We start from the raw sequence: 17,918 nt of genomic DNA, 5'->3' as shown, positions 1-17,918 counted from the left end.
GGATTACCGTGTGAGCGACAATAATATGGCCTTTGAAATTGGTCGTACACTGTCTGGCGGTCTATTGGGAATGAAAGGTGTGATCCGCTCGGCTAATTTAGTATACGATGTGTCTCTCGGTACACCTTTTTTCAAACTGAACGGATTTAAAACTGACCCAACATATGTGGCATTTAGCCTGAACTGGCAGTACTGAGAAAGCGATGTTGAGACCGTTCTCTGCAAAAGGAGGGCGGGAATGTTACCGCCCTCCTTCATTTTATTCGAGTGGGCAAATTAGAACCCCCATGGGCAAACTATCTGCAACGTACTGGGATCAAAATGGCAAAGACCGCCAGCTGTGTCGGCATAAGTTTGCATTGATGCAAAAAAAACAGTACTTGCCAACAGACAAAGAAGAAGACATTTTTTCATTTTTAACTCCACAATTAACTAACTATATTACGACTACAAAGACAGGTGAACCTGTCTTCATCTCATAATAAGCGAACAATACACAACAATTAATTAACAGATAAAACTACATCCAATACTTTTTTACCTATTATGACGAAGGATATAGTTCCTGGATTTTCTTTCTTATGGTAAAGAGTCAGGTAAAATATTCAGCGAATAGTATTGATCACATAAGTAGTTGTAACGATGGAATATCATAAAATAATGAATATGGTCAAAAACAAATATCCGGCAGCAGAGCATTGGAAGTTTGGTGATTCTACTGAACTACAGGATGCTCTTGCTGAGTTAGTCTCCCAAAAAATGAAAACGGCTACCAGCTGCTCTTTTTCCTCTTATAAACAGAGTGGAAGCAGTATTTTAATAGGTAATGAATACATTGTTCTGAACAGTAAAGATACGCCAACCTGTGTTGTTAGGGTAATGGCTTTGCATCTCATAAAGTTCTCAGAAATGACGGTCGAACTCGCGTGGAAGGAAGGCGAGGGTGATCGTTCAGTGAGGCACTGGCAACAGGAACATCAACATTTTTTTGAACGTGAAGGCTCTTTTTCACCTGACATGGAAGTTGTGGTCATTGAGTTTCAAGTGATAGATACACTAGAAGAATAAAAACCAAGATAAAAATGATCATTAAAAGACGGAAGGATTTCTTTCCATTCCGTCATTGAGATCACATCCAAAAACGAAATAGCTGTGTATTTTATTAGGTAATAAGAAGAAAGAAGGTATTCATCACTAAAAATTAATGATTCATTTTATGAAAATTTAATAAGTTAATCTTATTAAAGATCGTTAGGAGTAATAATTATGTTTAAACGGAGATACTCTTTAAATCTCAACATGCCTAAAAAAGACGATATTTTACAATCTAATAATCTAACCCGTTTAAGCTCATTCAGAACAAGAACATCTCCTTCAGAAGAATCACTAAGTCCAGAAACTGTCTATAATAATCCAAAACTAATTAATGGTTATATTCCTATTGTCAGAGAAGTGAGTAAAGATGAAGCAATAATCGCACTCCAAAAAATGCAGACTTCTTTGAAAACAGAAGGATGGCTCTGCCAATCTCCAAAAAAAGAACGCTGGAAAAGTGCAGAACAGAAGAAAGCTTGGCATGAAGATCTAATAGCTCAGGCATCATGGAAAAAACGCTCACGCAGAGCATTAGCAATGGTGTCTTCAATCAAAGAAACCTTAAAAAAATCTCCTTATATTATAAAAAAATCAGAAGATTACGCTTTTTTTATCCTTTATATTGGAATAGTACCCATTGGTGCTATGGTGTTAGTCTATCATTATTATGATGATGAAGAATCATTTGAATACAATACTCCAGTTTATCCTGAAGTCTCTTTATTAGTATCTCATCCGGGGATCAGAAATTGTGCTTATTTATTAATAGAGAAAGCCGTTAATAAATCTTATCAAGTAGGGTGTTTAGGTAATTTAAAACTTAGCGTGAAAGATGGAAATGAAATACTGTCGCAAAATGTTTATAGCAAAATGGGTTTTATCAAATTAACCGGAGCTGATATGTCTTTAAATCCTTCTACAAGTTCTTTATGGCAGTTATCAGCTAGTGAAGGGTATCGGTTCATTGGGCTATGCTGAAAATTATTATCAATAAAACAAAAGGATTTAAATAAGCATTGCCGACCTGATAATAGGTTCGGCAATAGCATCAGCAAGAAAAATTTTAGGGGTTATTGATAAGCTGACCATTTTCCAGCTTGATGCAATGGTCAGCTAAATGGAAAAAGCGATCATCGTGAGTAATAGCCAGTACTGCTTTACCCCGTGCTGCCAATTCCGGCAATAGTTCCTGATAGAATACTCTCTTAAATAGAGGGTCCTGATCAGCGGCCCATTCATCGAACAGATAGAATGGCCGATCTTCCAGATAAGCCACCACTAAGGCGAGGCGTTTCCGTTGCCCTTGTGACAGCTCACAAGTTGAAAAACAACCATCCTGAATTTTAACTTTATGCTCCAAATGTAATTTAGCGAGCAGGGCGTTAGCGCGTTCATCCAATACTGAATCAGTATCAGTCAAGCCTATCAGTGTTTCGAAGAGATGAAAGTCCGAGAAAATGGCGGAGAACAGCTGACGATAATTAGCTCTGTTACTATCAGTAATCAAATTTCCGTCAACAGTCATTGTGCCACTTTCTGGTGTATACAGCCCGCTTAACAGTTTTGCCAGTGTCGTTTTTCCACTGCCGTTACCGCCAATCAGAAAAGTAATTTCTCCGCGTTTAAGCGTCATATCGATTGGACCAAGCTGAAACATATCGTCTTCTTTCTCACGATAATAACTGTGTGTAATGCCCGACAGTTGCAGTAAATTAGCTTCACCAAATTCACGGGCAGAAACTTGTTCGTCCAAGTGATCCTGTTCCGTCAGTTCAGAGAGCACATAACCGATGCGGTTCAGCGATACGCGGGCCGCATTCAGTGATGGAATACTGTTCAGCAGACTATCCAGTGGCATCAATATAAACAGGAAGACAATCACGTAACCTGCAATTGCTGTGATTTTCAATCCCGGTATTACCGCCGGAGCGAAGATAACCAATCCGAGAAATATATAAAACAGAAGGTACATCCAGCCGGCACCAAAGGCATAAACACTGAAAGCACGGATACGATGCTGTCTGACTGCACCAATTTCGCGGCCAAGTAAATGGGAGAAGAAAGCCTGAGCGCGTGAAAAATGTAACTTCAACTCTTTCGCTCCGGTAAATAAGGCATTGAAGTGATTGAACAGGCGATCTTGTGACTTACCGGCTGCTTTTAGTGATGCGAGCGCGCTGGTTCCACCGATAGCATAGCCGAGTGAGCCAATCACTATCACCGTTAACACCAGAAAAAATACTGACCATGACAGATATGCCAGATAGCTCAGACAGCCCAGCACAATGGAACTCTGCGTCACGATATTAGGTAGGGTGAAAAACAGCAGTGAAACATTGGTTGTATCATCGGTGATGACGGACTGGGCACGGGAAGAGCCGAGTATTTCTATCTGGCGAAAAGTCGCCCGGGTAATACGCTCAGAGATAAACTCACGCATCCTTGCGATGGTATTCTGGCTGAGTCTGGCGAAAATCAACCCGCTCATTATATGACAGACAATTGCCAACACCGCCAGAATACAGAAATATCCGGCGAGTAAGTGATAACTATGACCAGACGTGGTGACTATTCTGTTAACCAATGTGATAAGAAAAACGTTGGAAATGCCATTAACGATACTGGCTAAAATGGCAATGAGCAGGATCCAACGTGAACGATTTAAAAGTGTGAACAAAATCCGGTAAGCCGATTGTTGAATGGTTGGCGTCATCATTTCTGCTCCGGTATCTCGGCCATTAATTTTTCCCGCAGAATTTTCCACAGCAAAGTCGCCAGCTGTCTAACCTGAGGATTGGATAGCATAGTCATGTGATTACCGGGCACGATCTCAGTATTTAACTGAGTCACATACTGACGCCAGATATTTTCTCGAGTAGCTATTTCATCAATATTCTCCCCCTGAGCATGAATCAAATAAACGGGGCCGTTATAGCAGTTTTGGGGTGTATAGTTTGCGTTCAGGTTGGCCTGCATAACCTGAACGATACCCTGTAACAGCGATTTTTCTGTATTTTCAGGGAATAGCCCTACATTGACTAAAGCCTGAAGCAAAAGAGGGATCTGTTCGCCTTCAGTCAGATTCTCAAAATCCTGCCTTGTTAGCGTTAATGGCTGAGTCAGCATCATGTTGTAGATATCAATCAGACTCATTAACGTTTCAATCCGGTCGATAACCTTAGGAGGGCTGTTTTTTGAAGTGCTCTCCTGTGGTTCAGGCCCATCGGAATCAATCAGAGTAAGAGCCGCAATCTCTTCCCCTTGCTTTTGTAATTGTAATGCGATTTCAAAAGCCAGCCAGCCGCCGTAAGAGTGCCCGAGCAGATAATAGGGTCCATGAGGCTGTGCCTGACGAATTGCCTTAATGTAAGCGCGGGCTGTACCTTCCACACTCATATAAGGCGGAAGGTCTGTATTTATCAGGCCACGAGCCTGCAAAGCGTGGACAGGCAACTGTGGGGGAAGGGCTAATGCCAGCTCAATAAAGCTGGAAACACTGGCACCTGCGCCGGGAATACAGAAAAGTGGTGAAACAGAATCATCCCCATGTTGAATAATAATATGTGGTGAGTAGGCAACCGGTAATAAATGCTCAGTCATTGAATCGATCAGTTGGCCTATCCAGGGCGGCTGCATGATAGTGTAATGTTCTCCGCCAATAGGATGGCGTTCAGAACGTTCACCAACAATGTCGTGCCAGCCATGCCAACTGTCGAATCCGGCCGCTAAATCATCGCAGGTATAGAGATGTATGGGTAACGAGGAAGCAGAAGTAATATATTTTTTACTCAGTTGCAGGATCAGTTTCTGTGTATTCAAACGGAAGAGAATATCCTCTTTTTTAACGTCCACAGGCAACCATTTCAGCGCTCCACAATCGCGTAAATCATAAAGATTATCCGAATCGTCTCTATCAGATTGCTCTCTATAATTATTCAAAGATTGGATAAACTGATTGATATTTTTCTGCTTGTCTGTTTCGTGACCACTGAAATTGTAAGAATCGATCATGCCAAGGTAATCGACTTTTTCGCCATTGCTAACCAATTGCAGAGCTATCTCGTAAGCGATGGTTCCTCCGATGGACCAACCTGCCAAACGATAAGGGCCATGCGGCTGAACCCGGCGAATAGCATCAATATGGTAAGTGGCAAGCTCCTCTATGGAAGCTGGTGGATTCTCTACTGTGTGCAGACCCATCGCCTGCAATGTATAAACGGGCAGTTCGGCTGGCAGTAAAGTTGCCAGTCGCGAATACACCAGCGGATCACCCGTGGTTTCGTGTATCAGGAATAATGGCGGTAAATGACCTTCAGGCCTTAAAGGCACCGGATTGGCATCAAGGGGGGAGCTTGGTTTAGCTGACTGACTATTAATCGCCTGAGCCAGATTAGATAATATCGGGTAAGAGAATAATGTTGCCAGTGATACCGCCATACCTTGCTTGCTCATACAGTTCAGTAACCGCACCGCGATAAGCGAATGTCCTCCCAACTCAAAGAAATGGTCGTGACGGCCGACCCGTTCCAGCCCCAGTAATTCCTGCCAGATTTGTGCCAGCGCAATTTCTACATCACCTATCGGCGCTTCATAATCCCGGGTGATCACCGCTGACGCATCCGGCGCAGGCAGCGCTTTGCGATCGAGCTTACCGTTGGGCGTCAGCGGGAAGGTATCCAGTACCACAAAGGCGTTGGGGATCATGTATTCCGTCAAACGATGAGTTAATTGCTGGCGCAATTCAGCTGGCACCAGTTCAATACCGGAATGTGGACGGAGATAAGCCACCAACAAGTCTTCACGCACTATTACCACAGCTTCATTTACACCGGAACACTGGACAAGTTGAGCTTCGATCTCACCCGGTTCAATCCGGAAACCGCGCAGTTTGATCTGAAAATCGTTACGCCCCAGATAGTCGATATTGCCATCTGATAGCCAGCGTCCTAAATCACCGGTTTTATACATTCTGGCATCAGGCTGCGGGCTGAAAGGATCGGTCACAAACCGCTCTGCTGTCAGTTCAGGCCGGTTCAGGTATCCCCGGGCGACACCCGCCCCTCCGATATAAATCTCGCCAGTGACGCCAAGGGGCACAGGCTGCCCATAATCATCGAGAAGATAAATTCGGGTATTGGTTATCGGATGACCGATGCTGGGAGACGGCAGGGAATGATCTATCACACAAAAAGTCGTATCAACGGTACATTCTGTTGGGCCGTAGACATTGATAAAACGGGACGTTTTTATTTGTTGCAAGCGCGACCATAAAACAGGAGAAATAGCCTCTCCGCCGATTAGAACCCGTTGAGGCTGATAATCTGTATCGGTTCCCAGCCCCGCATTCAGCAACCATTGCAGCTGCACGGGGGTGCAGTCAAACATATCTACCGCGTGATGCGCCAGATAATGCCAGAGCTGCGTCCCACTAGCCCGGATAGCCTCCGGAATGATGACCAGTGTATGACCTGCCAGCAATTGCAGCCAACTCTGTACCGAAGCGTCAAACACAATGCTGGCATTCAGGGCGGTGCGACACGGTGGTGCGATATCGATCATCGATTGCAGCCCGGTATACAGATTGATGACATTGCGGTGAGTCACCATAATTCCTTTGGGCTTTCCGGTGGAGCCGGAGGTATAAATGACATAGGCCAGACGGCATGAATTCAGCCCCAACGATGTTGCATCCGGGTTATGGTCAGGCTGGATATCCAAAAACGATGTTTGGCTATCAAACAGCACCATGGGGATCAGATGGCTGAATAAGCCCGCCAGCTTTGTCTGAGTCAGCAAGGCCACGGGCGCCGCATCTTCCAGCATATAGGCCAGCCGTTCAGCAGGATAAGCCGGATCAAGAGGCATATACGCGCCACCGGCCTTCAGGATAGCCAATATCCCCACGATCATATCTAAACTGCGTTCGACACAAATCGCCACCCGAACATCGGGTTTTACCCCCAACTCAATCAGATAATGGGCCAGTTGGTTGGCCCGGCGATTCAGTGCCTCATAGCTCAGCGTGTGTTCTTCGAAGAGTACGGCAATCGCCTCTGGCGTCAGCGCGACCTGTTGCTCAAACAGTTCGTGGATCAAGGCCGCTTGTGGGAAATCAGTCTGAGTAGCATTGAAATCCACCAGTAACTGCTGGCGTTCTGCTGCCGGCAGGATGGATAAACTGAGCACCGATTGCTGAGCGTCAGTGGTCAGCGCATCTGCCAGTTCACTGAGGGCTGTACGCAGATAATGCACTATTCTATCAGGATCAATTCCATTCACGGTCTGAGCAGCCAGCGTGAAACCGTCTCCGTGATCATCCACCGAGAGAGTAATGGGATAGTTCGTCCGTTCCTCAGAGGCCAACACGTGCATGCCCTCCCAACCAGAATTATCATCCGTTTCTGACGGGCTGTGCCGGTAATTGAACAGGACACTGAACAACGGCAGCGGCGACATAACGCTACTGCACCGCTGCGCCAGCGCTAGTGGGGCCTGTTCATGTTCCAGCAAGGCAGCCAAATCCCGCGACGTGGTCAGCACGGTTTCCCGTACATTCTGAGTGCTCAGGGATATCCGGATCGGCAGGGTATTGATAAACATCCCCATGACCTGATCGGCCCCCGTTGTGCCTTGCAGCCGTCCCGACAACACCGTGCCGAATACCACATCATCACGGCCACTGGTGTGGGCCAACACCTGTGCCCAAGCGACATGGAACAGCACACTCGGGCTTATCCCCAGTTGGCGGGCCAGTGCACGGAGGGTTTGCGCCAACGTGATATCCAGACACAATCGGGCGTCCGTCACCTCTGCACCATCCCCCTGTACATTAAGTAAACCGAAAGGGGCTGTGGGTTCATCGATATCCATCAGCCGCTGACGAAAATAATCTTCATGCACTGAAGCCGGTACACTCAGCGTCTGGGCAATAAAATTGCGGTACGGCAATGGCACAGGCAGGGCACCCTCTCGTCCCTGTAATACGTGTTGGACTTCATCCATAATTAATTCCAGTGTGACATGGTCGCTGACCAGATGGTGGAAATTCAACGTTAACAGCCATTCGTTAGTGTCTGGATCATGGACAGTACTGGCAGCGAACAAGGGTGCCTGACTGATATCCAGCCGAGAGGGAATGTTTGCCTGTAGTTGTGTCAGAATACGTTGTGCCGGGATATCCTCTGTTGATGTGGGAATGAATGGCATTACAAGTAACTTCGCCTGTCGCCAGACTACCTGAACAGCTTGGCTCAAACCTTGCCAGTAAAAAGCCGTCCGCAGAATATCATGACGATCGATGACCTGTTGCAGAGCCGCAAGAAAAGCATCCAAACGCGAGCGGGTATCAAAAGCCAGTACGCTGTACGACAGGTAAGCATCTCGATTTTCTTGTAACTGGTGATGGAACAGAATGCCTTCCTGTAAAGGGGATAAAGGATAGATATCCTGTACGTTGGCGGCTCCATCGGGCACAGTTGCGACAATAATGTCAATTTCTTTTTGTGACAGTGTCACTAGCGGTAATAGATCAGGAGTAATAACGGTACAATCGGCAGGAATGCGGTTAGGTGGAACTACAGAATCAGGTATGTTTTGCCGGATCGGTATAGTCTGCGCCATATCTGTAAGTCGTGGTGCTGAAAAGACGCTACGGACATCCAGCGCGTATCCCCGACGGCGTAGCTGTTCAATCAGGCTCACGGCAATCAGGGAATGCCCGCCCAGTTCAAAGAAATGGTCGTGACGGCCAACCCGTTCCAGCCCCAGTAATTCCTGCCAGATTTCTGCCAGCACTGTTTCTACATCACCCACTGGTGCTTCATAATATCGGGTGATGACCGCTGACTGTTCGTAAGCGGGGAGAGCCTGCCGATCAAGTTTGCCGTTCGGCGTCAATGGGAAAGCATCTAAGATAACAAAGGCTCTGGGGATCATAAATTCCGCCAGATGCTGCATCAATTGCCGCCGCAATTCAGCTGGGATCAGTTCAACATTGGGCTGAGGTAAGATATAGGCTATCAGCCGCTTCTGTGCGCCGGCATTTTCTCCTTCTTCTTTTCCTTCACGTGCCAGTACTACTGCTTCGCGTACACCGGGACATTGCAATAACTGGCTCTCGATTTCTCCCAGTTCAATACGGAATCCTCTTAGTTTGACCTGAAAATCATTACGGCCTAAGTATTCAATATTACCATTCGGTAACCAGCTACCCAGATCGCCTGTTTTGTACAGGCGGGCTTCTGGCTCAATGGAGAATGGATCAGGCAGAAAACGTTCGGCAGTCAGTTCAGGACGGTTCAGATACCCTCGGGCTACACCGATGCCTCCAATATAAATTTCACCGACCACGCCAATAGGGACAGGTTGACCAGAGGGATCGAGAATATAAATTCGGGTATTGGCTATCGGGCTGCCGATAGGCGGTGCTATATCGTCCTGACTATTACACTGATAAGTCGTTGCACAAACGGTAATTTCAGTCGGTCCATAGCCATTGATCATGTTCCGTCCATCAGACCAACGTCTGACTTGCGAAAGCGAGCAGGCTTCGCCAGCTGTGATCAGCGTTTTTAATGTGGTAGGGAGAGTATCCATGGCCGCTAATGCCGTTGGTGACAGCGTCACATGCGTAATGGCATCAGTTTCTAAAGTTCTTAACAGAGCAGCACCGGGCAGGATATCTTCGCGCTCAGCAAGATAGAGACTGGCACCACTCAGCAAAGCCATAAAACATTCTGAAATACAGGCATCAAAGCTGTGTGAAGCAAATTGCAGGATACGGTCGGTTGGTTCTACTACCAAGAGATCCAGATGATACAAGGCTAAATTGCAAAGACTGCGATGTTCAATCATAACGCCCTTCGGTTGACCGGTTGAACCGGAGGTGTAAATCACATAGGCCAGATGGCGTGAGTTAAGCCCACATGCCCGCCGTTCAGGGTTTGTATCTGGCATATCATCAAGGGCATATAAAACAGGTTCATCAAGCAGGATAGTGGGGAATTGACTCTCCAGTTTTTCCGTCAGGGCGGATTGAGTAAGAAGCACAACAGGAGCAGCATCATTAAGCATATAACTCAGGCGCTCCTGCGGATAGGCCGGATCGAGGGGAACGTAGGCACCACCTGCCTTCAGAATAGCCAATAATCCTACAACCATGTCCGGACTACGCTCAACACAAACGGCAACGCGATCATCCGGTTTTACGCCCAGTTTAATTAAATAATGGGCGAGTTGGTTGGCCCGGCGATTGAGTACGTCATAGCTCAGGTTCTGCTCTTTGAATACGATAGCGGTGGCTATTGGAGTTTGTATCACCTGCTGCTCAAACAGTTCATGGATCAGAGTGGCTTGTGGGAAATCGGTCTGCGTGTCATTGAATCCGACCAATAACTGCTGACGCTCAGGCTCCGGTAAAACAGGTAGTTCCTGCACGAACTGACTAGGGTCAGTAACCAGCGCGTTAATTAACTCGTTGATCGCAGTCTGCAAGTAATTGACTACTCTCTCAGCATCTATCCCGGTTACAGACTGGGCGACCAAATCGAAATCCTCCCCTGAATCGTCCACCGCAAGGGCTAGTGGATAATTTGTCCTCTCCTCTGATACCAGCAGACGTACGTCTCCCCAAACAGAATTTTCGATAGCATCTGAGGCGTTGTGACGATAGTTAAACAAAACATTAAACAGAGGTATCGGCGGGATGACGTTACTGCAACGCTGGGCCAAAGCTAATGGAGCCTGTTCATGAGTTAACAAAATCGCCAGATCTCTTGCAGTCGCCTGTACTACATCCTGCACACTGCAATTTTTCAGGGATATCCTGACCGGCAGGGTATTGATAAACATCCCCATCACCTGAGCAACGTCAGTTGTGCCTTGCATCCTCCCCAGTAGTACGGTGCCGAACACCACGTCATCACGGCCACTGGTATGAGCCAGCACCTGTGCACAGGCCACATGGAACAGCACGCTCGGACTGACACCTAAACGACGTGCCTGCATCCTCAGGGTATGAGCCAGTGTCTTATCCAGCGATAAACGGGCTTCTGTCACGTCAGCACCATTTCCCTGAACATTGAGCAGGCCAAACGGAGCCGTGGGTTCATCAATCCCGGCCAGCCGTTCCCGGAAGTAATCTTCATGCACCGAAGTGGGTACGCTCAGGGTCTGAGCAATAAAGTTGCGGTACGGCAATGGTGGGGGCAGTGCGTCCGTCTGTTTCTGTACCATTTGTTTCTGTAATAGCTGTTGAATTTCCGCCACTATCAGCGCCAGCGTCATATGGTCGCTGACCAGATGGTGGTAACTCAGAGCCAGCAACCATTCACCACTATCAGCATCATAAGCCGTACTGACAGCGAACAACGGGGCCTGACTGATATCCATCCAGGGAGCGATATTGGCCCGCAGTTGCGTCGGAAGTGGTTGTGTCGGAATAGGTTGTGTCGAAATAGGTTGCGCGGAAATATTGTCTGCCAAAGTAGGAATAAAAGGCGTCACAGACAGCTTCGCCTGCCGCCAGACCACTTGTACCGGCTGACTCAGTCCCTGCCAGTAAAACGCCGTGCGCAGAATATCATGGCGGTCGATGACTTGTTGCAGGGCATCAAGGAAAGCCACCTGACTTTCGCGGGTTTTAAAAGCCAGCACACTGTTTAGCAGGTAGGCATCTTCGTGTTCCTGTAACTGATGATGGAACAGGATACCCGCCTGTAACGGGGCCAGCGGGTAGAGATCCTGCACATTGGCATGACCACCGGTCACGGAAGCCGCAATGGTGTCAATGTCAGTCTGTGTGAGCGTCACCAGTGGCAGCATGTCGGGGGTGATACGTGTACAGTTATCGGGGATACGGTTCGGTGGAACAACCATATCCGGCGTCTCTTGCCGGGTCTGTATCGCCTGCGCCATCTCCATGAGCAACGGAGTGGCAAAAATACTACGTACCTCCAATGAGTATCCCCGCTGGCGCAGTTGTTCAATCAGATTGAACGCAATCAGCGAATGCCCGCCCAGTTCAAAGAAATGGTCGTAACGACCGACTCGCTCCACTCCTAACAGAGATTGCCAGATTGCCGCCAATGCAATTTCTATATCACCTGTCGGTTCAGCATATTCTCGGGTGATCACGGCGGATAAATCCGGCACGGGCAGCGCCTTGCTATCTAGCTTACCGTTGGGAGTCAGCGGGAAGGATTCCATTACCACAAAGGCACTGGGGAGCATATATTCCGCCAGACGGGTACGTAGCTGCTCACGCAGACTGGCTGCGTCCAGCGTGATATCCGGTTGTGGCACTAAGTAAGCGACCAGCCGTTTTTCGCCGTTATTCTCCTCACGGGCTATCACGACGGCCTCCTGTACGCCCGGGCACTGCATCAGGCCTGCTTCTATTTCCCCTAATTCAATGCGGAAACCGCGCAGTTTCACCTGAAAATCATTCCGACCGAGGTATTCGAGATTGCCATCCGGCAGCCACCGGCCCAGATCGCCGGTTTTGTACATGCGCATCCCGGGTTTATCGGAGAACACGTCAGGCAGAAAACGCGCTGAGGTCAGTTCCGGTCGGTTCAGATAACCCCGGGCCACGCCTGCACCGGCAACATAGAGTTCGCCCGCTACGCCCAGAGGGGCAGGCTGACCATAGGCATCAAGGATATAAATACGTAAATCGTCAAGGGGCTGACCAATCAAACTGCCTCGCTCTGAATAAATATCCGCTTCGGTTAGTTCCCGATAAGTGGCATGTACGGTAATTTCCGTGATGCCATACATATTCACCAGACGCGTCTGCGTGGTGGGATTGCGCTCAACCCACGGTGCCAGAGTGTGCAGCTCTAACGCTTCACCACCAAAGATAATGCAACGCAGGGTGTGTGGCGCATCCGGCATTGTATTCTGCGCGACAATCAGTTGACGGAAGGCGCTGGGCGTCTGGTTCAGAATCGTCACTTGTTCACGGCACAGCAGTGCATAGAACTGATGTGGCGAGCGGGCACATTCAGCCGGAATAACGACCAGCCGCCCCCCGTAAGCCAACGCGCCCCATAATTCCCAGACGGAGAAATCGAAGGCAAAAGAGTGGAACAGCGTCCAGATATCGTTGTGATCAAACCGGAACCGCGCCTGTGTTGCTGCCAGCAGGCGGGTGATATTGCTATGTTCGACCATCACGCCTTTTGGTTGCCCCGTGGAGCCGGAGGTATAAATCACATACGCCAGATGGCGTGAAGTGAGTCCCTGCACTGTGGCAACAGGATTGGTTTCCGGCAGATTCGCCAGCGTAGAGAAGGGCAGATCATCAAGTCTGACAGTGGGTAATGCTGAGTTGCCAGTGATTTCGCCCAGTGCGGTTTGCGTCAGCAACACCACCGGTGCCGCATCTTCCAGCATATAAACCAGCCGTTCAGGCGGATAAGCCGGATCAAGGGGCACATACGCCCCACCGGCCTTCAGGATAGCCAATATTCCCACGATCATATCTAAGCTGCGTTCAACACAGATAGCCACCCGATCATCCGGTTTTACGCCCAATTTAATCAGATAATGGGCCAGTTGGTTAGCCAGACGATTCAGTTCGCCATAACTGAGCGTTTTGGCCTCCCACACCACGGCAATCGCTTCTGGTGTTCGGGCAACCTGTTGTTCAAACAGTTCATGGATAAGAGCATGCTGCGGAAAATCGACCTGTGGAGTGTTGAAATCCACCAGTAACTGCCGGCGTTCTGCTGCCGGCAAAATAGATAAGCTGAGCACCGGTTGCTGAGTGTCCGTGGTCAGCGCATCCGCCAGCTCACTGAGGGTGGTGTACAGATAATGCGCTACTCTATCCGGATCAATCCCGTTCACAGTCTGAGCGATCAGCGTGAAATCCTCACCGTGATCATCCACAGTGAGGGTGATGGGGTAGTTCGTTCGCTCCTCAGACAGCAATACCCGCATACCTGCCCAAGCGGGATTGTCACCCGCGTCTGACGGGCTGTGCCGGTAATTGAACAGAGCACTGAACAATGGTAGAGGCGGGAGCACTCCGCTGCACCGCTGGGCCAGTGCCAGTGGGGCCTGTTCATGCTCCAATAAGGCCGCCAGATCCCGCGCCGTCACCTGCACGGTTTCCCGTACACTGCGATTTTTCAGCGATATTCTGACCGGCAGGGTATTGATGAACATCCCCATCACCTGATCGGCGCCTGTAGTGCCTTGCAGCCGTCCCGACAACACCGTGCCGAACACCACGTCATCACGGCCGCTGGTGTGGGCCAGTACCTGCGCACAGGCCACATGGAACAGCACACCGGGACTGATACCCAGCTGGCGGGCCTGCGCACGCAGGGTATCAGCCAGTGCGCTGTCCAGTGGCAAGCGGGCTTCGGTAATCGTCTGCCCGTCGCCCTGCACATTCAGTAGGCCGAACGGGGCGGTGGGTTCATCAATATCGGCCAGTTGCAGACGAAAATAATCTTCATGCACCGAAGTCGGTACACTCAGGGTCTGAGCAATAAAGTTGCGGTACGGCAGTGGCACAGGCAGGGCTCCCTCTCGTCCCTGTAATAGCTGCTGGATTTCATCCATGATTAATTCCAGTGTGACATGGTCGCAGACCAGATGATGGAAGTTCAGTGTTAACAGCCATTCCCCGCTATCGGCATCATAAGCCGTACCGGCGGCAAACAACGGGGCCTGACTGATATCCAGCCGGTGGGCGAGATGTGCCTGTAATTGCGCGGGGATATTTTCCGGCGAGGCAGGAATAAATTGATTCACGATCAGGGAAGCCTGCCGCCAGACCACCTGTACCGGCTGGCTTAATCCCTGCCAGCAGACCGCCGTGCGCAGAATATCGTGGCGGTCGATGACTTGTTGCAGGGCATCAAGAAAAGCCTCCCGAAGTTCTTGGGTATCAAACGCCAGCAGGCTGTTTAACAGGTAGGCATCCCGATCCGCCTGTAACTGGTAATGGAACAGAATTCCGGCCTGTAACGGCGACAGCGGGTAGATATCCCGCACATTGGCATGACCGTTGGTTACGGAAGCCGCAATGGTGTCAATGTCAGTCTGTGACAGTGTCACCAGTGACAGCATCTCCGGCGTGATGTGTGTGCAACCATCCGGAATGCCGTTGGGCGGCACTACATCATCCGGCATCTCTTGCTGGGCTTCTATCGTCTGTGCCATCTCCGCCAGTATTGGCATTGCGAAAATACTACGTACTTCCAGTACGTATCCCCGACGGCGCAGTTGTTCAATCAGATTAACGGCAATCAGGGAATGCCCCCCCAGTTCAAAGAAATGATCGTAACGACCAACCTGTTCCAGCCCCAGTAATGTCTGCCAGATATCCGCTAATGCGGTTTCCACGTCGCCGATCGGCGCTGCATAGCCGTGTGTTATCACAGCCGACTGATCGGGTTCAGGCAGGGCCTTGCGATCAAGTTTGCCATTCGGGGTCAACGGGAAAACGTCTAACATGACAAAGGCAGTGGGGATCATAAATGCCGCCAGACGGGTACGTAACTGCTCACGCAGACTGGCAGCGTCCAGCGTGATATCCGGTTGTGGCACTAAGTAAGCGATCAGCCGTTTTTCTCCGTTACTCTCCTCACGAGCGATCACCACAGCATCCCTGACTCCGTCACAGACCAGCAGTTGCGCTTCAATTTCTCCCGGTTCAATGCGGAACCCTCTAATTTTGACCTGAAAATCCGCGCGGCCCCGATATTCGAGGTTGCCCTCCGGCAACCAGCGGCCTAAATCACCGGTTTTATACAAGCGGGCATCCGGTTGCGCACTGAACGGGTCGGCAACAAAGCGCTCTGCCGTCAGGTCAGAACGATTCAGGTAACCCCGGGCAACGCCCGCGCCGCCGATGTAAATTTCACCGGTGACACCCAGTGGGACCGGTTGCCCGGCGGGATCAAGCAGATAGATTTGAGTATTAGCAATCGGGCGGCCGATATGGGGAACAAAACCGTTGGCTCTGTCCATCCGTGTCCAACTGGAATAGGTGGTGGTTTCTGAAGGGCCGTATAAATTACACACCGACCGGACAGCCGATTGAGCAAACAACTGTTCCACCAGAGACGCTTTCAGGGCTTCTCCGGCGACATTCAAGGTGTGTAGGGACGGAGGTAAAGCATCCGAATTCATCAACGGCGTGAGGGCGGACGGGACAGTATTGATCAGACTTATCGTCGTATCTGACGGGGCATGGATCAGTGACAGGATATCGGTCACAAGATGTACCGTGCCGCCGGAAATCAGCGGCGCAAAACATTCATACACCGCCAAATCAAAATTCAGCGACGTAGCAAACAGGGTATGTGCCAACTCTTCGGCGCTGAACGTCTGTTTTGCCCAACTGAGGAAGTTCACGGTATTCCGGTGCGTAATGGCGACCCCTTTGGGTTGGCCGGTGGAGCCGGAAGTGTAAATCACATACGCCAGATGTTGTGAGGTCAGCCCCAGCCTGTTCCTCTCCGGATTATGATCCGGCAGCGCAGCAAACAGGGCGGTCTGAGCGTCAAGCCGCACGGTGGGGATTGAGTTGGCCCATGCCTCTGCCAATCCGGTTTGCGTCAGCAACGCAACAGGCGCTGCATCTTCCAGCATATAGGCCAACCGTTCGGCGGGATAAGCTGGATCGAGGGGCACATACGCGCCACCGGCTTTCAGGATAGCCAATATGCCCACGATCATATCGGGGTTACGCTCTGTGCAAATCGCCACCCGATCATCGGGTTTGACCCCCAATTCAATCAGGTAATGGGCCAGTTGGTTGGCCCGATGATTCAGTGCGTTATAGCTCAGCGAGTGTGCTTCACCCACCACGGCAAGGGCTTCTGGTGTCAGCGCGACCTGTTGCTCAACCAATTCGTGAATAAGAGCATGCTGCGGAAAATCAGCCTGCGTGGCGTTGAAATCCACCAGTAACTGCTGACGTTCTGCTGCCGGCAGAATAGATAGGCTGAGCACCGGTTGCTGAGCGTCGGTTATCAGGGCATGAATTAATCGGTCAAGGGCCGTGTACAGGTAATGCACTATTCTGTCAGGATCAATACCCGTCACGCTCTGGACTCCCAGAATGAAGCCATCTCCGGAATCATCCACGGAGAGTGTGATGGGGTAGTTCGTCCTCTCCTCCGATGTCAACACGCGCATTCCCTTCCAGCCAGCATTTTCCGCTGAGACTGACAGATTGTGACGATAGTTAAACAGCACACTGAATAGCGGTAGAGGTGGGAGTACTCCACTGCACCGCTGAGCCAGTGCCAGTGGGGTCTGTTCATGCTCCAGTAAGGCAGCCAGATCCCGTGCCGTCGCCTGCACGGCTTCCCGTACACTGAGATTTTTCAGCAATATTCTGACCGGCAGGGTATTGATAAACATGCCCATTACCTGACTCACGTCGGTCGTGCCTTGCATTCTTCCCAGCAGTACGGTGCCGAACACCACGTCATCACGGCCGCTGGTGTGAGCCAGTACCTGCGCACAGGCCACATGGAACAGCACACTCGCACTGATGCCCAATTGTCGGGCCTGCGTACGCAGGGTATGAGCCAGTGCGCTGTCCAGAGGCAAGCGGACTTCAGTAATCTCCTGCTCATCGCCCTGTACATGCAATAAGCCAAACGGGGCGGTAGGTTCATCAATGTCGGCCAACTGTTGGTGGAAATAATCCTCATGTACCGAAACCGGTACGCTCAGGGTCTGGGCAATAAAGTTGCGGTACGGCAAGGGGGAAGGCAGCGTTTCGGCTTGACCCTGTAATAACTGCTGAATTTCCGCCACTATCAGCGCCAGTGTCATATTGTCACTGACCA

At 49.9% G+C, this 17,918-nt stretch carries 5 protein-coding genes (1 of these 5 only partly in view); 3 read left to right on the top strand and 2 right to left on the bottom strand.

The window, feature by feature from the left end:
• Positions 1–10: 10 nt before the first annotated feature.
• The 3 genes from AAC855_RS04610 (at position 11) to AAC855_RS04600 (ending at position 2,073) form a co-directional block, all read left to right on the top strand.
• Positions 11–196, top strand: a complete 186-nt coding sequence (locus AAC855_RS04610) for a hypothetical protein (RefSeq protein WP_340608449.1) — start codon at positions 11–13, stop codon at positions 194–196.
• Positions 197–660: 464 nt separating this feature from the next.
• Positions 661–1,068, top strand: coding sequence for an ASCH domain-containing protein (locus AAC855_RS04605; RefSeq protein ID WP_340608448.1), 408 nt, complete (start codon positions 661–663; stop codon positions 1,066–1,068).
• Between the two features lie 198 nt (positions 1,069–1,266).
• A complete protein-coding gene (locus AAC855_RS04600) occupies positions 1,267–2,073 on the top strand; it encodes a hypothetical protein (protein ID WP_340608447.1) in 807 nt (268 codons plus the stop codon).
• Positions 2,074–2,158: 85 nt separating this feature from the next.
• Here the strand turns inward: AAC855_RS04600 and AAC855_RS04595 are convergent, their stop codons facing one another.
• Positions 2,159–3,859: a cyclic peptide export ABC transporter gene (locus AAC855_RS04595; RefSeq protein WP_340608446.1), complete on the bottom strand. Its 1,701-nt coding sequence runs from the start codon at positions 3,857–3,859 to the stop codon at positions 2,159–2,161.
• Positions 3,808–17,918, bottom strand: partial view of a non-ribosomal peptide synthase/polyketide synthase gene (locus tag AAC855_RS04590; protein WP_340608445.1) — the 3' portion only. The gene runs 20,020 nt beyond the window's last position; only the last 14,111 of its 34,131 coding nucleotides appear in the window; the start codon falls outside the window, past its right edge — the gene reads right to left on this strand; it ends in the stop codon at positions 3,808–3,810. Before AAC855_RS04590 ends, AAC855_RS04595 begins: the two co-directional genes overlap by 52 nt.

It is taken from the genome of Xenorhabdus bharatensis, from assembly GCF_037996705.1.
Lineage (GTDB): Bacteria > Pseudomonadota > Gammaproteobacteria > Enterobacterales > Enterobacteriaceae > Xenorhabdus > Xenorhabdus bharatensis.
This window is presented reverse-complemented; position numbering and strand designations above follow the sequence as displayed.

What these genes read in the sequence shown, in the direction of transcription:
- AAC855_RS04605 (WP_340608448.1), top strand. Translation starts at nt 661, where the DNA reads ATGAATATGGTCAAAAACAAATATCCGGCAGCAGAGCATTGGAAGTTT.
- AAC855_RS04600 (WP_340608447.1), top strand. Translation starts at nt 1,267, where the DNA reads ATGTTTAAACGGAGATACTCTTTAAATCTCAACATGCCTAAAAAAGAC.